This window comes from Micromonospora avicenniae (genome assembly GCF_900156065.1).
Lineage (GTDB): Bacteria > Actinomycetota > Actinomycetes > Mycobacteriales > Micromonosporaceae > Micromonospora > Micromonospora avicenniae.
The window spans coordinates 47,971-71,443 of sequence record NZ_FTNF01000028.1; the positions used below are offsets into that span (position 1 = coordinate 47,971).

At 73.0% G+C, this 23,473-nt stretch carries 18 protein-coding genes; 7 read left to right on the forward strand and 11 right to left on the reverse strand.

Going from position 1 to position 23,473, the window contains the following annotated elements; all coding sequences use genetic code 11:
• The first annotated feature begins 63 nt into the window (after positions 1-63).
• Positions 64-570 (forward strand): nitroreductase/quinone reductase family protein, encoded by a 507-nt coding sequence (locus BXA10_RS27265; protein ID WP_076473705.1) that lies wholly within the window; start codon positions 64-66, stop codon positions 568-570.
• A 152-nt stretch (positions 571-722) separates the two neighbouring features.
• Entirely contained in the window at positions 723-1,433 is a 711-nt protein-coding gene (locus tag BXA10_RS27270) for a hypothetical protein (RefSeq protein ID WP_076473728.1), read from the forward strand.
• A gap of 102 nt (positions 1,434-1,535) precedes the next feature.
• Here BXA10_RS27270 and BXA10_RS27275 read toward each other — a convergent pair whose 3' ends face one another.
• The gene (locus BXA10_RS27275; protein ID WP_076473706.1) at positions 1,536-2,249 is read right to left on the reverse strand and encodes a VIT1/CCC1 transporter family protein; all 714 of its coding nucleotides are present in this window, start codon (positions 2,247-2,249) and stop codon (positions 1,536-1,538) included.
• Positions 2,246-3,103, reverse strand: coding sequence for a type I methionyl aminopeptidase (gene map / locus BXA10_RS27280; protein WP_076473707.1), 858 nt, complete (start codon positions 3,101-3,103; stop codon positions 2,246-2,248). Before map ends, BXA10_RS27275 begins: the two co-directional genes overlap by 4 nt.
• Positions 3,104-3,197: 94 nt before the next feature.
• On the opposite strand from map, the gene BXA10_RS27285 reads away from it, so the two are divergent.
• The gene (locus BXA10_RS27285; RefSeq protein ID WP_245828558.1) at positions 3,198-3,512 is read left to right on the forward strand and encodes an STAS domain-containing protein; all 315 of its coding nucleotides are present in this window, start codon (positions 3,198-3,200) and stop codon (positions 3,510-3,512) included.
• Between the two features lie 46 nt (positions 3,513-3,558).
• On the opposite strand, the gene BXA10_RS27290 is transcribed toward BXA10_RS27285, so the two are convergent.
• The 8 genes from BXA10_RS27290 to pcaF form a co-directional block, all read right to left on the reverse strand.
• Positions 3,559-5,958 (reverse strand): ATP-binding SpoIIE family protein phosphatase, encoded by a 2,400-nt coding sequence (locus BXA10_RS27290; protein WP_076473708.1) that lies wholly within the window; start codon positions 5,956-5,958, stop codon positions 3,559-3,561.
• A gap of 259 nt (positions 5,959-6,217) precedes the next feature.
• Positions 6,218-6,985, reverse strand: coding sequence for a 3-oxoacyl-ACP reductase (locus BXA10_RS27295; RefSeq protein WP_076473730.1), 768 nt, complete (start codon positions 6,983-6,985; stop codon positions 6,218-6,220).
• A 5-nt stretch (positions 6,986-6,990) separates the two neighbouring features.
• The gene (locus tag BXA10_RS27300; RefSeq protein ID WP_076473709.1) at positions 6,991-8,346 is read right to left on the reverse strand and encodes an aldehyde dehydrogenase family protein; all 1,356 of its coding nucleotides are present in this window, start codon (positions 8,344-8,346) and stop codon (positions 6,991-6,993) included.
• 75 nt (positions 8,347-8,421) lie between these two features.
• Positions 8,422-9,783: a glutamine synthetase family protein gene (locus BXA10_RS27305; protein WP_084753388.1), complete on the reverse strand. Its 1,362-nt coding sequence runs from the start codon at positions 9,781-9,783 to the stop codon at positions 8,422-8,424.
• 307 nt (positions 9,784-10,090) lie between these two features.
• A complete protein-coding gene (locus BXA10_RS27310; RefSeq protein ID WP_076473732.1) occupies positions 10,091-10,591 on the reverse strand; it encodes a DUF456 domain-containing protein in 501 nt (166 codons plus the stop codon).
• Positions 10,592-10,780: 189 nt separating this feature from the next.
• On the reverse strand, positions 10,781-12,946 hold the full coding sequence (locus BXA10_RS27315) for a putative bifunctional diguanylate cyclase/phosphodiesterase (RefSeq protein WP_076473710.1): 2,166 nt from the start codon (positions 12,944-12,946) through the stop codon (positions 10,781-10,783).
• 5 nt (positions 12,947-12,951) lie between these two features.
• Complete coding sequence (locus tag BXA10_RS27320) at positions 12,952-13,761, reverse strand: SAM-dependent methyltransferase (protein ID WP_076473711.1); 810 nt, start codon at positions 13,759-13,761, stop codon at positions 12,952-12,954.
• 111 nt (positions 13,762-13,872) lie between these two features.
• Entirely contained in the window at positions 13,873-15,078 is a 1,206-nt protein-coding gene (gene pcaF / locus BXA10_RS27325) for a 3-oxoadipyl-CoA thiolase (RefSeq protein ID WP_076473712.1), read from the reverse strand.
• Positions 15,079-15,204: 126 nt separating this feature from the next.
• On the opposite strand from pcaF, the gene BXA10_RS27330 reads away from it, so the two are divergent.
• From BXA10_RS27330 to BXA10_RS27345, 4 genes are all read left to right on the forward strand, one after another.
• Complete coding sequence (locus tag BXA10_RS27330; protein ID WP_076473713.1) at positions 15,205-16,170, forward strand: glutathione S-transferase family protein; 966 nt, start codon at positions 15,205-15,207, stop codon at positions 16,168-16,170.
• Positions 16,163-16,864, forward strand: a complete 702-nt coding sequence (locus BXA10_RS27335) for a DUF998 domain-containing protein (protein WP_076473714.1) — start codon at positions 16,163-16,165, stop codon at positions 16,862-16,864. Before BXA10_RS27330 ends, BXA10_RS27335 begins: the two co-directional genes overlap by 8 nt.
• Positions 16,865-17,068: 204 nt before the next feature.
• Positions 17,069-18,364 (forward strand): dicarboxylate/amino acid:cation symporter, encoded by a 1,296-nt coding sequence (locus BXA10_RS27340; protein ID WP_076473733.1) that lies wholly within the window; start codon positions 17,069-17,071, stop codon positions 18,362-18,364.
• A gap of 105 nt (positions 18,365-18,469) precedes the next feature.
• Complete coding sequence (locus BXA10_RS27345; RefSeq protein ID WP_076473715.1) at positions 18,470-19,537, forward strand: NADH:flavin oxidoreductase/NADH oxidase; 1,068 nt, start codon at positions 18,470-18,472, stop codon at positions 19,535-19,537.
• A 95-nt stretch (positions 19,538-19,632) separates the two neighbouring features.
• Here BXA10_RS27345 and BXA10_RS27350 read toward each other — a convergent pair whose 3' ends face one another.
• A complete protein-coding gene (locus tag BXA10_RS27350) occupies positions 19,633-23,139 on the reverse strand; it encodes an ATP-binding cassette domain-containing protein (RefSeq protein WP_076473716.1) in 3,507 nt (1,168 codons plus the stop codon).
• Between the last annotated feature and the right edge of the window lie 334 nt (positions 23,140-23,473).

Sequence of the window (23,473 nt, forward strand, 5' to 3'; positions counted from 1 at the left end):
CCGTGCCCCGGGGACGGCCGTCCGAGGGTGCCGCCGGAGCCCGGCAGGCGGCAGACTGTCCGCGTGTCCGTGCTCGGAGCCATCACCCGCCGCGTCGGCCACCACCGCTGGTTCGGCGCCGCCGCCCGCCTCCTGGTGCCGGCCGATCGGGCCGTGGGGCGGCTCACCCGGGGTCGGGTGGTCGCACTCGGGCTCGTTCCCTCCCTGATCCTGACCACCACCGGCCGCCGCTCCGGCAAGCCACGGAGCAACCCGCTGCTCTACGTACCGGACGGCGACGCGTACGTGGTGGTCGGCTCGAACTGGGGCCGGACCCACCAGCCCGGCTGGTCGATGAACCTGCTCGCCGACCCGGCGGCGGAGGTGGCCGTGAAGGGTCGCCGGATCCCGGTACGCGCCGAACCGGCCACCGGCGCCGAACGTGACCGCCTCTGGCAGTTGCTGGTCACCGAATGGCCGGCGTACCAGACGTACGAGCGGCGGGCCGGCGGCCGGGAGATCCGCGTCTTCCGGCTGGTCCCGGCCGGGCGCGGCGCGCCGGTCGACGGCGACACCGCACTAGGGTGGTGAGAGCGGGGCGGGCGTGACCGGCCGGCGGTGCCTGCGGTCGACAGGGCGGGCTACGCGGGCCCGCCGTCGACCCCCTGACTTGGCAGCGGACGCGCGCGTCCACAAACGTCGCAGGAGTGGCCGACGTGAATGCCGACAGCGAGGACGTCGAGATGGACCGGCACCTGGCCGACCCCCGGTGGACGGTCGCCGAGCAGGTGGCGCAAGCCGCCCAACGCCGCTTTCCCGCCGATGTGCTCGCCATCGCGGTGCACGGTCCGCTGGCCCACGGCGACGACGACGGCGGCGGTGACGGTGAGGTCGGGGTGCTCGTGGTGACCTACCGGTCGGGTGCGGGGCCGGTCCCGGCGACCCGTCGGGTGGACAAGGTGCTGGTCGACCTGACCGTGGCCGGCGCCGACGACTACCTCCGGCAGGCCCGGGTGATCGATTCACGCTGGCCGCTGGCCGCCGACCGGTACGTCACCACCCGGCCCCTGCACGACCCGACCGGCTGGCTGCGCACCCTGCGCGACGAGCACCTCGGCCGGTTGGCCCGGGCGCGGCCGGCCGAATTCAGTGCCGCCGCCCGCCGGGCCTGGTACCGGGGGTACGCGGCGCACGCCCGGGCCGCCAAGCTCGCCGAGTGGTACGAGACGGACCAGGCCCTGCTCATGCTCGGCAAGGCCCGGCTGGCGGCGGCGACGGTCAACGGCCTGCTCGGCCGCACCTACTTCCGTGACCCGGGTGACGCGGTTCGGCGTACCGGCCTGGCCGGTGCGGACATGACGGAGGTGGGCGCGGTGCTGACCCGGCAGGCCGGCGAGTTGGCCGCCCGCGGCCAACCCGTCGACGGCACCGTCGACGACCTCCTCACCCCCTGACCTCCCCCACTTCCCGAACGGCCTCTTTCACGGAAAGAGTCGCCATTCACGCGCGGATGACCACGCTTTCCGTGACAGAGGCGGCATGCCCTGGTGAGGGGGTCAGGCGAGGGCGTTTGTGCCGATCAGGGTGCCGATGGCGTAGGTGGCGGCGGCCGCCAGGGTGCCCAGCAGGAGCTGCCGGAGCCCACCGGACCACCAGGACCGGTTGGTGAACCGGGCCACCACCGCCCCGGCGGCGAAGAGGCCGAGCCCGCCGACGCCCAGGGCGAGCCAGAGGCTCGTGAAGCCGAGCAGGTAGGTCAGCAACGGCACGAACGCCCCGGCGGAGAAGAAGAAGAACGACGAGATCGCGGCCGCCCAGGGACTGGGCTGGTCGTCCGGGTCCACGCCCAACTCCTCCCGGACGTGCACCCGCAGCGCCTCCTCCGGGTTGCGTCGAACCGCCTCGGCGACCTGCTGGGCGAGGTCGCGGGGCAGCCCTCGGGCCACCCACGCGTCGGCCAACTCCCGGGCCTCCGCCTCGGGGTGCCGCTCCAACTCCCGCCGCTCCTTGGCCACCTCCGCGGCGACCTGCTCGTTGGCCGACCGGACACTCGTGTACTCGCCCAGCCCCATCGAGATCGCTCCGGCCACCAGCCCGGCCGCGCCGGTGAGCACGATGCTGCGCGACGACACCCCGCCACCGCCGACACCGGCGATCAGGGCGATGTTGGTGACCAGCCCGTCCATGGCTCCGAACACGGCCGGCCGCAGCCAGCCACCGGAGACGTCCGCATGGTGCGCCTCACGCAACGCGGCCGGACCGTCTGTCACGGCAGGGTCAGGATCTCGTGGCCGTCCTCGGTCACCAGGATGGTGTGCTCGAACTGGGCCGTCCACTTCCGGTCCTTGGTGACCACGGTCCAGCCGTCGTCCCACATGTCGTACTGGTACGTGCCCAGCGTGATCATCGGCTCGATGGTGAACGTCATGCCCGGTTCGATGACCTCGGTCGGCCGGGGGCTGTCGTAGTGCGGCACGTATAGCCCGCTGTGGAAGGACTCGCCGATGCCGTGGCCGGTGAAGTCACGCACCACGCCGTAGCCGAACCGCTTGGCGTACGACTCGATGACCCGGCCGATCACGTTGATCTGCCGGCCCGGGGCGACCGCCCGGATGCCCCGCATCATCGCCTCGCGGGTCCGCTCGACCAGCAGCCGGGCCTCCTCGCTCACCTCGCCGACGCAGAAGGTGGCGTTCGTGTCGCCGTGCACCCCGTTGAGGTACGCCGTGACGTCGACGTTGATGATGTCGCCGTCCTGCAGCACCGTCGAGTCCGGGATGCCGTGGCAGATGACCTCGTTGAGGCTGGTGCAGCACGACTTCGGAAAGCCCCGGTAACCGAGCGTCGACGGGTACGCGCCGTGGTCGCAGAGGAACTCGTGCACCACCCGGTCGATCTCGTCGGTGGTGACGCCCGGCTTGCAGTGCTCCCCGGCGAGCTGGGTCGCCTGCGCGGCCAGCCGGCTGGCGACCCGCATCTTCTCGATCGTCTCCGGGGTCTGCACGTGCGACCCACGCCACTCCTTGGGCGCCTTCTTGCCCACGTACTCCGGGCGGGTGATGCGGGCGGGAACAGCCCGCATCGGGGAGAGCGTGCCTGGGGTCAGCGGCGCACGGACGGTCATGGAACAAGCCTATCGCCGCGACACGGCACGGTCCCGTCGCGGTGGGCGTCCGACGCTTGTTGCCCTGTCTGCCCCGGTGTGCCATGGTTGCGGGGTGGATCTAGGGGCCCGGCCGCCCGTCTTCTCGGCCACCGTCGAGACCGCCGACGACCACGTCCGCGTCACGGTGACCGGTGAGGTCGACATGGCCACCGCGGACACGATGTTCCAGACGGCGTTGCGCCAACCCGCCGCCCGGGTGACGCTCGACCTGCGTGCTGTCACGTTCTTCGACTCGGCCGCGATCCACGCCCTGGTCCGGCTCGCCCGGCAGCTTCCCGACGCGCTCACCGTGCTGCCGTCCCGGCAGGTCCGCCGGGTGCTCGACGTCTCCGGCCTCGGCGGTCAGGTCTGGCTGCGACCGGACTGACCGCCGGCGCCGTCCACCGCCCGGCCACACCGGCGGGCCTCAACCTTCACTCCTGCAACCGGCGGCGCAGCGTCACCTCGGTGCCCGTCGGGGTACGCCCGACGGACAGCTCCCCCAACGCCCGGATCAGCGACAGCCCACGGCCCCGGAAGCCGGCACCGGTCGGCTCTCGCCAACGCCCGCTGTCCCGCACCGTGGCGACCACGGTGCGCTCCTCGATCGCCACCTCGACGCCGATCGTGGGCTCGGCCGGGTCGACCGGATGCTCGATCGCGTTGGCGGCGGCCTCGGAGATCGCCACGGTCAGGTCGAAGAGATCCGTCTCGCCGACACCGTGGGCGACGAGGAAATCCTCCAGCCGCTTGCGCAGCACGCTGAGCCGCGCCGGGTCCGCCGGCAGACGCAGGCTGAACCGGTGCGGTTCGGCCGCCTCCAGCGCGATCACCGCCACGTCGTCCCGCCGGGGCCGTCCGTCGACCTGCCCCAGCACGGCGTCGATCAGGTCCGCCACGTGCTCGCTCGGGCCGGCCGCGTCGACGCACAGCTGTGCCAGCGCCTCGTCGATGTCGACCTGCCGGTCCTCGATCAGGCCGTCGGTGTAGAGCAGGAGCCGTCTACCGGACCGCAATTCCCCCTCGACGGTGCGGTACGTACCGTCCGGCACGGCCCCCACCGGTGGCCCCAACGCACGGTCGTGCAGGAAGGTGACTCCGCCTCCGCCGATGAGCAACGGGGACGGGTGGCCGGCGCTCGCGTACCGCAGGCGCCCGGTGCCCGGATGGAAGAGCAGGCAGAACACGGTGGCGAAGGAACGGTGCTCGGTCGACGCGACCAGGCGGTTCAACCGGGTCAACGACTCCCCCGGGTCGAAGCCCTCGAGCAGGTACGCACGCAGCGCGTTGCGCAGCTGACCCATCGCGGCGGCGGCCTGCACGCCCTTGCCGACCACGTCCCCGATGACGAGCACCAGTTCCTGATCGTTCAGGACGATCGCGTCGTACCAGTCCCCGCCGACCTCGACGTCGGCGGTGCCCGGCAGGTACCGGCTGGCCACCACCGCGCCGGCCAGCCGGGGCAGCGACCGGGGCAGCAGGCTGTGCTGCAGCGTGGTGGCGACCCGGTGCTCGGCCTCGAAGAGCTGCGCGTTCTCCAGCCGCACGCCGACCAGCCGCGCCAGCTGGGTCAGCGCCGCCTCGTCGGTCTCCGCGCCGTCGATTGCCGGACCCCACACCCGAAGCTCTCCCAGCGGTGCGGTGCCCGTGCCGGTGAGCGGGAGCACGAACGAGGGGTCCGTCGTGGCACCGTCGCCGGTGTCCTCCTCGGCACGGATCCCGCCCGCGGTCACCACCACCCGGACCATCTCTACGAGGTCGAGCGCGTGCCGGGCGGCGACGCGGAGCACGTCCGCGGTCGAGCGGGCGGTGTTGACCGCCACCGCCGCGTCGGCGAGTGCCCGCAGGCGCCGGATGATCTGGCCACGTTCCACCGATCGGGAGATCTGGACCGCCACCAGGTTGAACAGGTCGCGGTAGCCGCCGGTCAACGGCAGACGGCGGGACACCCCCACGACCAGGGCACCGGCGGTCTGGTTCGCCGCGGTGATCGGCAGCACGAGCGCCCGGTCGGCGGCGTCGACCGGCGGTTCGTCGAGCAGGTCGCCCGCCTCGACACCGCCGACGCGATCGTCGAGCGCCCGGACGAGCGCCGCCGGTGCGGCCGCCGGTGGCACACCACCGCTGTGCCCCACGAGGGTGAGCTGCTGCGCCTCGTCGCGCAGCCAGACCTGGGCGAACGGGACGTCCGACCGGTGCCGGTCGAGCACCGCGGCGACGGCCTGTCCGAGCACGCCGGCGGTTCCGACATCGGCGAGTTCGGAGCCGAGCTCGGCCAGCAGACGCAGCCGCCGCTCGCCGAGCACCCGGCCGGTCGTCTCGGCGACGATGCAGAAGACACCGCCGACCGAGCCGTCCGCGACGCGGACCGGATCGTACGAGACGTTGAAGTACGTCTGCTCCAGGAACCCGTGCCGGTCGAGCAGGAACGGATGGTCCTCGGCGTGGTAGGAGCGACCCGTCCGGCGTACCCCCGCCAGCAACGGCGCGAGCACGTCCCAGGTCTCGGCCCAGTGCGTACGGGCCGGCTGGCAGAGCGCGTCCGGGTGCTTGCCGCCGATCGTCGGGAGGTAGGCGTCGTTGTAGAAGGCGAGCTCGTCCTCGCCCCAGAACATGACGATCTGCGCGCTGGAGGCGAGCATCATGCCCACCGCGTTCACGAGAGCGGCCGGCCAGTGCCGGGGGTGCCCCAGCGGCGTGCCGGACCAGTCGAAGTTCGCGAGACGCCGCCCCATCTCGCCGCCGGCGGCGAACGCCGCGGCCAGCTGTGGGGGCAGTTCCGCGTCGGCGGCCGACAGTGGCGCCGCGCCCGCGTCCCCCAGCGCCGAACTCATGCAACCTCCCGGCCCGGCCGCTTCAAGGATGATCTTCAACGTGCCGTGCACGGCCTTGTACCCCGGCGGACCCGCGACGTAACACATTTGCCTCACGGCGCGCTGCTTCGGGGCCGCGCTCGGGCCGCGCTCGGGCCGCGCTCGGGCCGCGCTCGGGCCGCGCTCGGGCCGCGCTCGGGCCGCGCTCGGGCCGCGCTCGGGCCGCGCTCGGGCCGGGCGGGCCGTCGCCGCCGTCGGCCACCGCCGGGGAGAGACGGTGTCAGAGCGGGGTGACGTACGCGCCGGTGATGCCGCCGTCCACCACGAACTGCGTGGCGGTCATGAAGGACGCGTCGTCGCTGGCCAGGAACGCCACCGCCGCGGCGATCTCCTCGGGGCTACCGAACCGGCCCATCGGCACGTGCACCAACCGGCGGGCGGCCCGTTCCGGGTCGGCGGCGAAGAGTTCGAGCAGCAGCGGGGTCGCGACCGGGCCGGGGCAGAGGGCGTTCACCCGGATCCCCTCCCGGGCGAACTGCACACCCAGCTCGCGGGTCATCGCCAGGACGCCGCCCTTGCTCGCGGTGTACGCGATCTGCGAGGTGGCCGCGCCCATCAACGCCACGAACGAAGCGGTGTTGATGATCGAGCCCCGGCCCTGCCGCCGCATGTGCGGGATCACGTACTTGCAGCACAGGTAGACGCTCGTGGTGTTGACCCGCAGCACCCGCTCCCAGGCGTCGAGCCTGGTCTCCAGGATGGAGTCGTCGTCCGGCGGGGAGATGCCGGCGTTGTTGAACGCCACGTCGACCCGGCCGTGCCGCTCGACCACCCCGTCGAACAGGTCCCGGACGGCGGTCTCGTCGGCCACGTCCGCCGCGACGAACTCGCCACCCACCTCGGCCGCGGCCCGCTCGCCCGCCTCGGCGTCGATGTCCACGCAGACCACGCGGGCACCCTCGGCGGCGAACCGCCGAACCGTGGCCAGTCCGATCCCGCTGCCCGCGCCGGTGACCACGGCCACCCGGTCCCGCAACCGATCCCGCACCCTGTTCACTCCTCCGTCGCGATGAAGACGTTCTTCACATCGGTGAATGCGTGCAGCGCGTCGGGGCCCAACTCGCGGCCGAGGCCGGAGCGCTTCATCCCGCCGAAGGGAGTCCAGTAGCGCACCGAGGAGTGCGAATTGACGCTGAGATTCCCGGACTCGACGGCCCGGGCCATCCGGAGCGCCCGGCCGACGTCGCGTGTCCAGATCGAGCCGGAGAGTCCGTGATCGGTGTCGTTGGCGAGCCGGATCGCGTCCGCCTCGTCCTCGAACGGCAGCACCGACACGACCGGACCGAAGATCTCCTCCCGCCAGTGCCGGTCCGCCGGCGAGTCGGCGAGCAGCACCGTCGGCGCGTACCAGAAGCCGGGCCCGTCCGGCCGGACGCCGGTGAAGGCGACAGTCGCTCCGTCGACGTAACCGGCCACGCGCTCCCGCTGGGCCGCCGAGATCAACGGGCCCATCTCGGCCGTCTCCCGGGCCGGGTCCTCGACCCGCAACGCGCGCACCGCCGGTTCGAGCAGCTCCAGGAACCGGTCGTACACCGAGCGTTGAACGAGGAGCCGGGACCGGGCGCAGCAGTCCTGGCCGGCGTTGTCGAAGACCGCGTACGGCGCGGTGGCCGCTGCCTTCGCCAGGTCGGCGTCGGCGAAGACCACGTTCGCGGACTTCCCACCCAACTCCAGCGTCAGCCGCTTCACCTGCGCCGCGCAGCCCGCCATGATCCGGGTGCCGACGGCGGTGGAGCCGGTGAAGCAGATCTTGCGTACCGCCGGATGGGTGACGAGACGCTCCCCCACCACCGCGCCCTCGCCGGGAAGCACGGTGAGCACGTCGGCGGGCAGGCCCGCCTCGCGGCCCAGCTCGGCCAGGCGCAGCGCGGTGAGCGGGGTCAGCTCGGCCGGTTTCAGCACCACGGTGTTGCCGGCAGCGAGCGCCGGGGCGAAGCCCCAGGCGGCGATCGGCATCGGGAAGTTCCACGGCACGATCACCCCGACCACGCCGAGCGGCTCGTGGAAGGTGACGTCCAGCCCGCCGGGCACCGGTATCTGCCGGCCGGTGAGCCGCTCGGGGGCACCGGCGTAGTAGTCGAGCACGTCCCGGACGTTGCCGGCCTCCCAGCGGGCGTTGCCGATCGTGTGCCCGCTGTTGCGCACCTCCAGCTGCGCCAGCTCCGCCAGGTGCGCGTCGACGACTGTCGCGAACCGGCGCAGCAGCCGCGCCCGCTCCCCCGGCGCCGTCCACCGCCACCGCTCGTACGCCCTCGCGGCCCGTCCGACGGCCGCGTCGACCTCCTCCGGCCCGGTGGCCGCAACCTCGCCGATCCGCTCCCCGGTGGCCGGGTTCACCAGCGTCGTCACATCCACCCTCCCCCCGCCGTCGACCCGCTGGTGAGGACGCCCGCACAGCCGCCCCGGACGGCGCGGGTGGGCGGGTCAGAGGCGTTCGAAGCCACGGAACAGCTCCCAGTCGGTGACCGCGGCGTCGAAGGCGGCGAGCTCGACCCGGGCGTGGTTGGCGTAGTGCGCGACCACCTCGGCGCCGAAGGCCTCGGCGGCCGGCGCCGAGGGCTCCCAGAGGGTGAGTGCGTCGCGCAGCGTGCCCGGAACCCGTTCGACGGACGGGTCGGCGTAGGCGTTGCCGGTGCACTCCTCGCCGAGCTCCAGCTCCTGCTCGATCCCGTGCACCGCCCCGGCGACCAGCGCGGCGATCGCGAGGTACGGGTTCACGTCCGCGCCGGGCACCCGGTTCTCCACCCGCAGATCCGGGCCGTGCCCGACGAGCCGCAGCGCACAGGTGCGGTTGTCGGTACCCCAGCGCAGCGCGGTCGGCGCGAACGACCCCGGCTGGTAGCGCTTGTACGAGTTGACGTTCGGCGCGAAGAAGAGGCTGAACTCGCGCATCGTGGCGAGCAGCCCGGCGAGCACCCGCCGACCGGTCACGCTCAACCGCGCCGGCCCGTCACCGGGCAGCGCGGGATTGCCGTCGACGTCCCGCAGCGAGAAGTGGATGTGGCAGGAGTTGCCCTCCCGGGCGTTCGGCTTGGCCATGAAGGTGATCGCCATGCCCTCCTGGGCGGCGATCTCCTTCGCGCCGTTCTTGTAGACGACGTGGTGGTCGGCGCAGGCGACCGCCTCGTCGTAACGGAAGGCGATCTCGTGCTGGCCGAGGTTGCACTCGCCCTTCGCGCTCTCCGGCGTCAGCCCCGCGCCGGCCATCTCGGTGCGGATGCGCCGCAGCAGCGGCTCGACCCGGGCCGTGCCGAGCAGCGAGTAATCCACGTTGTACTGGTTGGCGGGGGTCAGCTCCCGGTAGCCACGCCGCCAGGCATCCTCGTACGAGTCGCGGTAGAGCACGAACTCCAGCTCGGTGCCGGCGTACGCGGTCAGCCCGTGCCGGGCCAGCCGGTCGAGCTGGTGACGGAGGATCTGCCGGGGTGAGGCGACCACCGGGCCGGAGCCGTCCAGCCACTCCAGGTCGGCCAGGAGCAGAGCCGTCCCCGGCTGCCAGGGCACCCGGCGCAGCGTCGTCAGGTCGGGCTTCATCGCGAAGTCGCCGTAGCCGCGTTCCCAGCTCGACATGGCATACCCGTCGACCGTGTTCATCTCCACGTCCACGGCGAGCAGGTAGTTGCAACCCTCGCTGCCGTGCGCGACCACGTGCTCGAGGAAGTAGGGGGCGTGGAATCTCTTGCCCTGCAACCGGCCCTGCATGTCGACGAGCGCCAGCACCACTGTGTCGATCTCGCTCTCGGCGACCGCGACGCGGAGCTGCTCCAGCGTCAGTGGCGCTCTCATCGGCGGGGCTCCATCCCCAAGGTCTACTGGCAAACCCGACGACCGTCAATGCCCACGCCAGGCGAATTGTGGTTGCCGCGGACCCAGCGGCGGCGCATCCTTGAAGCCGTGACCAGGCCCGATCGCGACGGGCCACCGCCGGGCGCTCGGACCGTCCGGCAGCGCGGCGGCGCGGGGCGGTCACCTCTCTCTCACCCGTACGGCGATCCGCCGTGCGCGACGCACGCCCCGCGCCGTCGCCGTCCCCGGCACTGATGAGGCGTTGCCGGCCGGCGTGGTCGACGACGAGCACCGGCCCCGCCCGGCGTCAGGTCAGGAACAGTCCGGCCAGCCAGAGCGCGGCGATCACCAGGCCGGCGAGGAACTCCAGCAGCATCGACAGGCCGGCTGCGGCGACCGAGCGCTTCGTGGCCGGCCAGGCGAGCCGCGAGTCACCGAGCCTCAGCCGCTCCGCCGCCCACACCCCGCCGACGAAGCCGAGCACCAGCCCGAGCACCGGGATGACGAAGAAGCCGACCAGGCCGAGCAGCCCTCCGGCGAGCAGCGACGAGGTGGGCACGCCGCTGCGTTTCAGATTGCGCCCCGGCCAGGCGTACTTGACCACCGTGCCACCGACCGCGACCAGCGTCGCGGCGGCGAGCACCAGCCACCGGCCCGCACCCGCGCCTCCGAAGATCGCCCAGACCAGCACCCCGCCCCAGCAGAGCGGCAGCGCCGGCAGGCCCGGCACGATCACGCCGGCCAGCCCGGCCACGATCGCCAGGGCCGCGATGACCGAGACGGCCGTTGCGGAGTCCGTCAGGCTCATCGGAGTCACCCTTCGTACGCGTGGGCGAGGTGTGCGGCTTCGCTCCTCACCGGTACCGCCGACCGCCCGGTAGCGGTCCGCGGGTGGCCGGGGCCGGCCGGACGACGGCTCGCCCGCGAACCGGTCGTGGCGCGCGGACCGGCGCTGGTTGTCGGCGGCGGCGTCCCCGGTGCCGGACGATCCGCCCGCTCACGCCGCCTCCGTGCCGGCCAGGCGGGCGGCGATCCGGTCGGCCGGCACCGGAGCACCGAAGAGCCGCCCCTGCCCGGTGTCACAGCGCAACGCCCTGAGCCGCTCGGCCTGCACACCCGTCTCCACCGCCTCGGCGGTCACCCAGAGTTCCAGCGCGTGCGCCAGCCGGACCAACGCGTCCACGATGCGCTCGTCCCGATGGTCGGCCACCGTCACCGCGTCCTCACCCCGGATGCCCTCGACGAACGGGCCGGCCAGTTTCAGGCAGTGGATCGGCAGCCGGCGCAGGTACGCGAGGTTCGAGTAGCCGGTGCCGAAGTCGTCGATGGCGAGTCGTACGCCCAACGCCGCGAGCTGGTGCAGCGCGCGCAGCGGCTCCCCGGCGGTGCCCATCACCGCGCTCTCGGTCAGTTCCAGCTGCAGCAGCTCGGCCGGCAGGCCGCTGGAGGCCAGCACGTCCGCGACGGTGTCCACGATGGTCGGGTCGTCGGCCTGCCGGGCTGCCAGGTTGACGCTCACCACCAGGCGGGCGTCCGGGAACCGGCGCCGCCACTGTTCGGCGTCGTGGCAGGCCTGCCGAAGCACCCACTCGCCGAGCCGGACGATCAACCCGGTCTCCTCGGCGAGCCCGATGAACCGGTCCGGGCCGAGCAACCCCAGTTCGGGGTGTTGCCAGCGGACCAACGCCTCGACGGCGAGCATCCGCCCTTCGAGCAGCGACACGATCGGCTGGTAGCGGAGCACGAACTCGCCCCGGTCCAGGGCGGCGGGCAGCTTGGCGGCCAGCGCCGAGCGGGCGATGTCGCGGGCACTGCGTTCCGGGTCGTAGACCGCCCACCGGCCCCGCCCTTCGGCCTTGGCCCAGTAGAGGGTGGTGTCCGCGGCCTTCATCAGCTCGGACGCACTTGTCTCACGGGCCGGGCACTCGACGATGCCGACGCTGGCCGAGACGGTGAGCTGCTGGTCGGCGATCTGCACCGGCGCGGCGACCGCGGCCAGCGCCGCATCCGCCACGGCCACCGCGTCGTTGAGCCCGGCGCCGCCGTCGACCAGGATGACGAATTCGTCGCCACCCATCCGGGCGACGAGGTGCCCGTGGTCGGCGACGCAGTCGGCGAGCCGGCGGGCGATCACCATGAGCAGTTTGTCGCCCAGGTCGTGCCCGAGGCTGTCGTTGATCGCCTTGAACCCGTCCAGATCGAGGAAGCAGACGCCGATCCGCTGGTCCGGGCCGGCGGTGTCGAGGATCCGGCCGAGTGTCTCGAAGAAGAGGGTCCGGTTGGGCAGTCCGGTGAGCGGATCGTGCAGCGCCTGGAAACGCAGCCGCTGCTGCAGGGCGTACCGCTCGGTGATGTCCTCGAGCATCGCGACGGTGAACCGCGGGCGGCCGTCGTCCTGCCGGACCAGGGAGACGGCCAGGTCCGTCCAGAGGCTGCTGCCGTCCTTGCGGTGGTAGCGCTTCTCGACGCGGATCGAATCGTGCCTGCCCTCGACCAGACCCTGGTAGAGCTCCCACATTCCGGCGGCGTCGTCGGCGTGGAACAGCGAGGTCACGTCGACCTGGCGCAGTTCGTCGACCGAGTATCCGAGCATGTCGGCGAACGACTGGTTCACCTCGATGATCCGGCCGTCGACGTCGGCGATGCCGATCCCGATCGCCGCGCCGGTGAAGACCGCCCGGAACCGCGCCTCACTGTCCCGCAACGCCCGTTCCACCTGGTCACGCGCCTGCCAGGCCGAGCGGGCGATCCGCTCCTGCTGCAGGAAGGTACGGTCGCGCAGCGCGCGGGCGAAGCCGGCGGCGAGCGCGCCCTGCAGCCCGGCGACCCGCTTCCCCGTGTCCGCTGTCACCGCACGGCTCGGAACCACCCGCGCTGCCAGGTGCTCACCGAGGGCACGCACCGACCACTCCAGCATCCGCGGCTCGGCCAGATGCGCCTCGACCAGCGCCCGTCCGACGTCCTCCGCCGGCTGGTCGGAGAAGGGCTCGGCGCGCAGCGCCTGCGCGAGTCGTACGGTGTGCACGAGCAGCAGCCGCTCGGTCTCGGCCACGCTGAGCGGCACGAAACCGAAGCGGCGTACGGCGCGAGCCCACTCGGCGGCGTACTGCTGCGCGCCGGCCCGGCTGACGTCGTCCCCGGAGGGGTGCGGGACGCCGGCCATGACGATCAGCCGAGGACTGGCCGGTCGTTGCGGGCCACCCCGCAGAACGCGCCGAACCGCTCGGGGCGATCGTCCGGGTCGGACGGTGAGTCGGGGCGCCAGAGCGGCATGTGCACCACACCCGGCTCGAGCAGGGTCCAGTCGCCGAAGAAGCCGGTGATCTCGGCCCGCGACCGCAGGGTGATCTCGGTGTCGGTACGCGCCGACAACCGCTGCGCGTCGAGCATCTCCTGCGGCTGGTCCTCGAAGGTCGAGTGGGAGATGACCAGGTGGCTGCCGGGTGCGGCGGCGGACCGCAGGGTGGCGAGGAGCTCCGCGGGGTGGTCCGCGTCGGGGATGAAGTGCACCACCCCGGCGAGCAGGATGCCGACGGGACGGCCGAGGTCGAGCAGGGCGCGAGCCTCGGTGAGGATCCGCTCCGGCTCCCGCAGGTCCGCGTGGAGCACGGTGGTCAGCTCGTTACCGGCGAGCAGCTCGCGGCTGTGTGCGACCGCCACCGGGTCGATGTCCACATAGACCACCCGGGCCTCCGGATCGGCCGCCTGGGCCACCTCGTGCACGTTGCCCACGGTGGGGATGCCGGAGCCGATGTCGAGGAACTGGTCGATGCCGGCGTCCAGCAGGACCCGTACGGCCCGGCGCAGGAACTCCCGGCCTGCCCGCATGGTGGCCGGCAGGTGTGGCGTCATGGCCGCGATCTGCTCGGCGAGCCGCCGGTCGATCTCGAAGTTGTGCGCGCCGCCCAGGAAGTAGTCGTACACCCGGGCGGCGCTCGGCCGGGTCAGGTCGATCTCGGTCGGGATTGCTTCCGGCATCTGCGAGCTCCCCGCTTCTTCGCCGTGGGACGGGTCGGTACCGGCGTCGGGATGCGTGCCGGCACCCCGCGGCCCACCGACCGACCCGCGGAGGGTGTGGTGAAGAACACTCTAAGCCGCGGACTCCATCATCAGGGAGATGCCTTGTCCGACCCCGATGCACATGGTGGCCAGCGCCCGCCGCCCACCACGGCGGCGCAGCTCGAGCGCGGCGGTGAGCGCCAACCGGGCGCCGCTCGCGCCGAGGGGGTGGCCGAGTGCGATGGCGCCACCGTTGGGGTTGACGTGTTCGGCGTCCTCGGGCAGGCCGAGCTCGCGCAGCACGGCCACGGACTGCGCGGCGAACGCCTCGTTCAGCTCGATCACGTCGACGTCGCCGAGACCGAGACCGAGACGGTCCAGCAGCTTGCGGGTTGCGGGCACCGGCCCGACGCCCATGATCCGGGGCGGCACGCCCGCCGCTGCGGCGCCGGTGACCCGGGCCAGCGGGGTCAGGGCGTACCTGTCGACCGCCGCCTCGGACGCGACTAGCAGGGCGACCGCGCCGTCGTTGACGCCGGAGGAGTTGCCGGCGGTGACCGTGCCGCCCTCGCGGAACGGCGTGGGCAGCGCGGCGAGCTTCTCCAGTGACGTCTCCCGCGGGTGCTCGTCGGTGTCCACCTGCTTCGTCTCACGCTTGCCGGCCGGCACGGTGACCGGGACGATCTCCTCGGCGAGCCGTCCGTCGGCCTGCGCCTTCGCCGCGCGCTGCTGCGAGCGGAGGGCGAACCCGTCCTGCGCCGCCCGGTCGACACCGAACTCGGCGGCCACGTTCTCCGCCGTCTCCGGCATCGAGTCGATGCCCCACTGCTTCTTCATCAGCGGGTTGACCAGCCGCCAGCCGATGGTCGTGTCGTAAATCTCCGCCGCCCGCGAATACGCCGTGCCGGCCTTCGGCATGACGAACGGCGCCCGGCTCATGCTCTCCACGCCGCCGGCCACGATCAGCTCGGCCTCGCCGGCCACGATCGCCCGGGCGGCGGTGGCGAGTGCGTCCAGGCCGGAGCCGCAGAGCCGGTTCACGGTGCTGCCCGGCACCTGTTCGGGCAGCCCGCCGAGCAGCGCGGCCATCCGGGCGACGTTGCGGTTGTCCTCGCCCGCCTGGTTGGCGCAGCCGAGGATCACGTCGTCCACCCGCTCCCAGTCCACCGTCCGGTGGCGGTCGACCAGTTCGCGGATCACGTGCGCGGCCAGGTCGTCCGGTCGTACACCGGCCAGGACGCCGCCGTAGCGGCCGATCGGGGTGCGAACACCGGCCACCAGGTATGCCACGGTCATTGGGGAGTCCTCCGGGGGTGGAAGAGGCAGGTCCTCGGGTGGGGGTCGGGGTCGCGCGTCCGCCGGGTCACGGGGGAACGCCCCGGCAGCCAGGATATCGGCGGCGGGAACGGATAGGTTGACGGCATGGCCCGGGCCCAGTTCAACGCGGAAGTCGGCGCGAGCGGCGAGTTCGTCCGCCAGGCCAACCGGTTCACCGACCGGGTCACCCCGCACTCGACGTCCCCGCCCGGCGGCGGCCCCGACGAGCAGGGGCGGTGGCCCCTGGAGGCCGGACGCTACCGGCTGATCTGGTGCCGCGCCTGCCCGTGGGCGCACCGGGCCCGGATCGTCCGGAGCCTGCTCGGCCTGGAGGACGTCATCTCGCTGGGCACCGTCGACCCCATCCGCGACGAGCGGGGCTGGCGGTTCGCCCTCGACCCGGACGGGTTCGACCCGGTGCTCGGCATCGGCTTCCTCTCCGAGGCGTACCTCGCCACCGACCCGGACTACTCCGGTCGGGTGACCGTGCCCGCGCTGGTCGACACCGTCACCCAGCGGGTGGTCAGCAACGACTACCCGCAGCTCACCCTCGACTTCTCCACGGAGTGGCGGCGCTTCCACGCCCCGGACGCACCCGACCTCTACCCGGTGGAGCTACGGCCACAGATGGACGCGCTGATGGCGGAGATCCACCGGGACGTGAACAACGGCGTCTACCGGTGCGGCTTCGCCACCTCGCAGCAGGCGTACGACGAGGCGTACGAGGCGCTCTTCGCCCGGCTGGACATGCTGTCGGAGCGGCTGACCGGGCAGCGATACCTGATGGGCGACTCGATCACCGAGGCGGACGTCCGCCTCTTCACCACGCTGGTCCGCTTCGACGTGGCCTACCACGGGCACTTCAAGTGCAATCGGCAGAAGCTCACCGAGATGCCGGTGCTCTGGGCGTACGCCCGGGACCTGTTCGCCACGCCCGGGTTCGGCGAGACGGTGGACTTCGACCACATCAAGCGGCACTACTACGCCACCCACCGTCAGATCAACCCGACCGGGATCGTCCCGCTCGGCCCGGACACCTCCGGCTGGACCACGCCGCACGGACGTGGCTGAGCCGGACCGGCAGAGGCCGCTGATCACCCTCCGCGCCGCCGCCGCGTCGGCGGCCGCCGGCTGCACGCTCGCCGGGGCGGGCGCGGTCACCACCGCCGTGCTGGCCGGTCCCGGCCCGGGTTTCTCCGCGTACGTGAGCGAGGCGGGCATCGCCGGCAGTGGTCATGCGCCGATGTACCGGATCGGGGTGTTCGCCCTGGCCGCCGGGTTGCTGCTGCTCGCCGTGGCGCTGCCGCCGCAACTGCGGGTGGCCGCCGCGCTGCTCGGCGCCGGTAGCGCGAGCACGGCGCTCTCCGGTGCGGTGACGTGCAGCGCCGGCTGCCCGTTACCGCCGTTCGAGCGCGCCACCGTGGCCGACCTGGTGCACGGCGGGGCGAGCATCGCGGCCACCGCCGCGGTCGTCCTCGCGATGGTCGCGGTCACGCTCTGCCGCGAGGCCGGCGGGCGGCTGCGTCGGCTCACCGCCGTCGCGGCGACGCTGGCGCTGCCGCTCTGCGCGGCGATCGGTCTGGCGATGCTGCTCGTGGGTCGCAGCACGCTGGTGGGCGTGCTGGAGCGGGTGGTGCTCGCGATCGCGGTGCTCTGGGGGCTCGCCGCGGCCATCACGGTCGGGCTCGCGCAGCACACGGAGCCGGCCCGCGCGGCGGCTTCACCCACGTCGAGAGGTACCGACCATCGACAACCGCCTTTGTAAGGATCGTCACGGTCGTCGGCTCTTCCGCCGCCGGCGCCTCCGGCGTATCGTGCGTCAACGATGACCAACATCTGGTGCCTGACCGTGCGCCTGTACGTCGATCTCCGACTGCAGGCCAGCGGCATCTGTCCGGCGCAGCCTGTCTCCTGACGCTGCCCTGACCGACCTCACCAGACCCTTGGACACATCCCTATGCCTATCGGCCTGCGCAAGATTCCCTTTTCCGTACAGATCCTGCTCGGTCTCGTCCTCGGCGTGGCGCTCGGCTTCCTGGCCCGCTCCAACGATCTGAGCTGGCTGACCAGCACCCTGCACACCGTCGGCAGCCTCTTCGTCCAGCTGCTGAAGCTGGCCGTACCGCCGCTGGTCTTCACCGCGATCGTCGTCAGCGTGGTCAGCCTCCGCGGGGTGGCCAACGCCGCCCGGCTGGCGCTGAAGACGCTGCTCTGGTTCGGCATCACCGCCCTGATCGCGGTGGGTGTCGGCATCGGCCTCGGCCTGCTCACCAACCCCGGCCGGGGCGTCACGCTGGACCTCGCCGGGGCCAGCGAGCCGAAGAACACCGGCTCCTGGACGGACTTCCTCACCGGGATCGTGCCGACGAACCCGATCGGCGCGTTCGTCGAGGGCAACGTCCTCCAGATCGTGTTCCTGGCGATCGTCGTCGGCGCCGCCGCCCTGCTGGTCGGCGAGAAGGCCGAGCCGTTCGTGGCGCTCAACCGCGCCCTGCTGGAGATCGTCCAGAAGGCGCTCTGGTGGGTGATCCGGCTCGCCCCGATCGGCACCCTCGGTCTGATCGGCAACGCCGTCGCCTCCTACGGCTGGGACCTGCTCGCCCCGCTCGCCAAGTTCACCACGGCGGTCTACGTCGGCTGCGCGATCGTGCTGGTGGTGGTCTACCCGCTGCTGCTGGTGGGTGCCGGTCGCCTCAACCCGCTGCGCTTCTACGCCGGCGCCTGGCCCGCCATCCAGCTGGCCTTCGTCTCCCGTTCCTCGGTGGGCACCATGCCGGTGACCCAGAAGGCCGTCGAGCGGCTCGGCGTGCCCCGCGAGTACGCCTCGTTCGCGGTGCCGTTCGGCGCGACCACGAAGATGGACGGCTGCGCCGCGATCTACCCGGCGCTCGCCGCGATCTTCGTGGCCCAGGTCTTCGGCGTGCACCTCGGCGTCACCGACTACCTGCTGATCGCGTTCGTCTCGGTGGTCGGCTCGGCCGCCACCGCCGGGCTGACCGGCGCGATCGTGATGCTCACCCTGACCCTCAGCACGCTGGGCCTGCCGCTGGCCGGCGCCGGCCTGCTGCTGGCCATCGACCCGATCCTGGACATGATGCGGACCGCCACCAACGTGGCCGGTCAGGCGCTCGTGCCGACCGTCGTCGCGGCCCGCGAGGGCACCCTCGACCGGACCGCGTACGACGCGGCGGGTCGCCGCGAGCTGATTGACGCGGAGCCGGTAAAGGACAGCCGCAAGGAGGGGCTGACGCCGGTACCGGCATGATCAGGTGCCGTACGTCGCCGGAGGCGGTGACGGACCGGCAACCGTGACCCGAAGGAGGGCCTCGTATCCGAGGCCCTCCTTCGCATCTCCGAGAGGACGGGAGTGATGAGCGCTCTCTTCTCGCCGCTGACCCTGCGCGCGGTGACCCTGCCGAACCGCATCGCGATGTCGCCGATGTGCCAGTACACCGCCGGCCCGGACGGCCTGCCAACCGACTGGCACCTGGTGCACCTGGGCGCTCGCGCCGTCGGCGGGGTCGGCCTCGTGATCAGCGAGGCGAGCGCGGTGCGGCCCGAGGGGCGGATCAGCCCGCAGGACACCGGCATCTGGTCCGGGGCGCACGTGGACGCGTGGCGTCCGATCACGGCCTTCCTCACCGCGCACGGGGCGGTGCCGGCGATGCAGCTCGCGCACGCCGGCTTCAAGGCCTCGACCTACCGGCCGTGGGCCCCCGAGCGGGGCGGGGTACCGGACAGCGAAGGTGGCTGGACGCCGGTGTCTCCGGGCACGGCACCGTTCGCACCGAACTATCGGACGCCCACGGAGCTGGACACGGCGGGCATCGCCGACGTCGTCGAGGCGTTCGCGGCCGGCGCCACCCGGGCGGTGGACGCCGGCTTCGCCGCCGTGGAGATCCACGCGGCGCACGGCTACCTGCTGCACGAGTTCCTCTCTCCGCTCACCAACCAGCGCACCGACGAGTACGGCGGTGACCGGGCCGGACGGATGCGGTTCACCCTGGAGGTCGCCCGGGCGGTACGCGCCGCGGTGGGTGCGGACGTACCGGTGTTGACCCGGATCTCCAGCACCGACTGGGTGGCCGGCGGCTGGACGGTGGACGACAGCGTGGTGCTCGCCGCCGAACTGGCCCGCGTCGGAGTGGACCTGATCGACACCTCCTCGGGCGGGGTCAGCCCGGCCCAGCAGATCCCACTCGGCCCGGGCTACCAGGTGCCGGCGGCCGCGCGGATCCGCCGCGAGGCGGGCGTACCGACAGGTGCGGTCGGTCTGATCGTCGAGCCGGAGCACGCCGAGCAGATCGTGGCCGACGGCGGAGCCGATCTGGTGCTGCTCGGCCGGGAGCTGCTGCGCGACCCGTACTGGCCGCTACGCGCCGCCGCCGAACTCGGCACCACCCCCAGCTGGCCCGACCAGTACCTCCGCGCCGCCTAACCCCCGACCCCAAGCCGCTGATCAAGAGGTTTGCGTCACCGGAACGCCCCGATCCGACGCAAACCTCTTGATCAACAAGAGCTGGGCTGGGGCCGTCAGCCGGCTAGGTGGGCCCAGTCGGCCTCCAGGTCGCGCCAGTGGCCCTGAGCCGCGACGGTGCCGCCGATCAGCACCACCACGTGGTCGGCGCGGACCAGTGCCGCCCGCTTCGAGGTCGAACCGACCACCGTGATCCCGTGCTCCCGCAGCGCCGCCCAGAGCGCCAGCTCGGTGGTGACGTCCAACGCGGACGACACGTCGTCGGCGACCAGCAGCTCCGTACGCGGTGCCAACGCCCGGGCCAGCGCCAGCCGCTGCAACTGCCCGCCGGAGAGCCGGGTGCCCTTGTGCCCGATCAACAGCCCCAGCCCACCGCCGGCCGCGGCCAGGTCGTGCTCGAGCTGGGCGGTGGAGACGGCCGCCGACGCGTCGACCTCGTGACCGAGGGCGACGTTCTCCGCGACCGTGCCGGAGAGCACCCGCGGCAGCTGCCCCACGTACCCGACCTGGTTGGGGCGCAGGAACAGCTCCGGCTCGGTGACCGGCTCCCCGTTCCAACTCAGCCGACCGGTGTGGTGCACGATGCCGGCCAGGGCGCGCAGCAGCGACGACTTGCCCGAACCGACCGGCCCGACCACCAGCACCAGCTGCCCCCGCTCGACGATGAGGTCCACGTCCCGGACAGCGAGCGTCCCGTCCGAGTGCAGAGCCCCGAAGCCGCGCAGCTCCAACCGGTGCAGCGGCCGCCGCGGCGGCGGCTCCGGTGCGGGCGCCGTCCCGGCGGCCAGGTCCACCGCGGGCACCGCCGCCGCGTAGTCGGCGATCCCGCTCATCGCCACCGTCCGCCGGGTCCAGACCCGCGCCGACGGGTACTGGGAGACCAGCGAGGCAGTGGTCCAGGCGAACCAGCGGGCCGCTCCGAGCGTGGAGACCGCCACCAGCACCGCGCCGGCGGAGAGCCCACCGGCCAGGTAGAGCGCCCACGCGCCGATCGGCAGCAGCCCGCTGACCACCGACGGCGTGGACCTCGCCCACACCTGCATGGCGATCTCCCGGCGTTGCCGGTCGCTGCGCACCGTGTCCAGCTTCGCCAGATGGGCCAGCACCGGCGCGCTGGCGCCGGCGAGCTTCACCGTACGGGCGGCGGACAGCGAGGAGACCAGGGCGGTGGCGAACGCGGCGCGGGCCTTCACGGTGCCGCGGGCACTGCGTTCCAGCCGTGGCCCGAACAGCGTCGCCGCCAGCCCGGAGACCAGCATCGTCCCCACGAAGAACAGCGCCGGCACGAAACTCCCGGTCACCACGGTCATCGCCACCACGATTACCAGCGAGATGAACTGGTCCATCAGGTTGTCGGCCAGCTGCACCACCCGCTCGGTGTCGCCGCCCTGGGCGACCACCTCGGCCGGGGTGTGTCCGCTGACCCGCCGTGGCCCGGTCTGCCCGTGCACCAGGCGCAGGCTGATCCGCAGCATCTGCCGGATCCACCACTGCGGGAACCACAGGTTGGTCAGGTACGGCAGCGGCAGCACGACCAGCAGCGCGGCGGCGATGCCGAGCGCGGGCAACCACGGGTCGCCGCCGTCGACCACGTCCGCCCAGAGCCACGGCAGCACCGAACCGTCCAGGCCGAGCAGCGTCATCACCATGAACAGGGCGATGGAGGCCAGCCCGAAGCGCGGATCGTTGAGACCCAGCCGCAGGATCTGCCGCATGGTCCGCGCGGGTGGCGGCGGGGGCACCGGTGGCGGGTCGGTCCTCGGTACGGCGACCTGATGCTCGGCCGGCACCGGCTCGACGGATCCGGCCGGCTCGACGGGTTCCGCCGACTCGGTGAGTTCCCACGTCGTGGCCGGCGCCGGCAGCAGGTCCACTCCGCCGCGCCCGCCCGTGCCGGCGTACGCGCCCGCGGTCGCCAGCAGCTCGGCGAAGCGCGCCGACTGGTGCAGCGGCCCGGCCTCCAGCACCTCGCCGTCGGCGAGCACCACCACCTCGTCGCACCGGCGCACCGAGGAGAGCCGGTGCGCGATCACGATGCCGATGCGGTCGGCGAGCAGCCGCTCGGTGGCCTGCCGTACCCGGGTCTCGGTGACCGGGTCCAGCCGTGCGGTGGCCTCGTCGAGGATCACCACCTGGGGATTGCGGACCAGGATCCGGGCGAACGCCACCAGTTGCTCCTGCCCGGCGGAGAGCACGTGGCCGCCCTCGCCGAGCCGGGTGTGCACCCCGTCGGGCAGCTCGGCGATCCACCCGGCCAGCCCCAGCTCCGCCAGCGCCCGGCTCGCGTCGTCGAGCAGGTCCGGGTCGAAGAGCGCGACGTTCTCGGCCAGCGTGCCGGCGAGGATCTCGGTACGCTGCGGCACCACCGCGATCCACCGGCGCAGCTGCTCGACGTCCAGGTCGACGAGGTCGGTGTCGCCGAGGAAGACGGTCCCCCGCGGCACGTCCACGGCCCGGGTGAGCACCTTGGCCAGCGTGGACTTGCCCGAGCCGGTACGTCCGACCAGGGCGTACGACCGCCCGCGCGCGAAGGTCAGCCGGACGTCGCGCAGCGCCGGGCCACGCTCGTCGTCGGACGCGTACCGGAAGGTCAATCCCCGGACGGTGAGGTCGCCGTCGGTCGGGACCACCCCGCCGATCGGCTCCTGCGGCGCGGCGGAGAGCAGCTGCACCCGGGCCCAGGCACCGAGCGCGTACTGCAGGTGCGGCACCCAGCGGGCCATGTGTTCGACTGTCGCCCCAAAAGCGATCGCGAGCAGCCAGATCGCGGTCAACCGGGCACCGTCGATGCGGCCGCTGGCCAGCGCCCACGCGCCGGCGAGCACCACGGCGGCGATCCCGGCCCGGATGCTGCCGGCGGCGATCGCGGTGACCTGGGCCGACATGCGGAACACCCGGCCGGCCCGGGCGACCACCTCGGCGGCCCGCCGGGCGTAGAGGCGCAGCACGTACGGGCGGGCCAGGCTGGTGCGGACGTCGTCCTGGCCGTGCACCGCCTCCTCCATCACGGCGGCGAGGTCGGACCAGGCCTCCTCCTCGGCCATCCGCGCCGGGGCGATGCGCTCGGTGGGCCGGCGCAGGACGACGGCGAGCAGCGTGGTCAGCACGACCATCCCCACGCCGGCCGGCCACCAGACGAACAGCGCGCTCGCCGTCGCGAGCAGGCACACGGCGAGGCCCTGGACCAGTCGTACGCCGGTGTTCCGCAGTTCGGCGGCAACCTGGTAGACGTCGTTGTCGATGCGGTCGAGCAGCTCGCCGACGGGGGTGGTCTCCAGGGTCGGCAGATCCTGCCCGAGTGCCACCCGGCAGAGCCGCCGCCGGACGTCGGCGGACCAGTCGGCGGTCAGCCCGGCCATCAGCAGCCCCACCACCAGGTCGGTGAGGACGGCGGCGACCAGCGCGGCGGCCAGGGCGGTGAACCAGCCTGTCGAATGGTGCACCAGCACCGGTCCGGCGAGCGCGGAGGCGGCCGCCTGACCGCCGGCACCGACCACGATGAGCAGGAGGACCGCCGTCATCCGGCGTGGTGCGGTTGCCCAGAGGTCTCGGAGCAGGCGCATGACAGTCCTCCGGACTCTGGTCGGGTTGGGGGCGGTGACTCCAGCCTCACCCGACCGGCCTCGGCGATCAACGCATTTTCGCCGCAGCGGTCCCGGGCCCGGGCCGGACCCTGCTCACGCGGTCACGGCCGGCACCCACACCGTCGGGCCGGGCCGGGCTGACGCGGTCAGGCCGGGCCGGGGCTCGCGCGGTCAGGCCGGGCCGGGCTCACGCGGTCAGGCCGGGCCGGGGCTGACGCGGACGCTCCTATGCCGCGTCAAGTGGTCCTGGTGGGGTTTCGAGGCGTCGGTAGAGCTCTCGGGCGACGTAGCGCTTGAGGCAGCGTTTGATCTC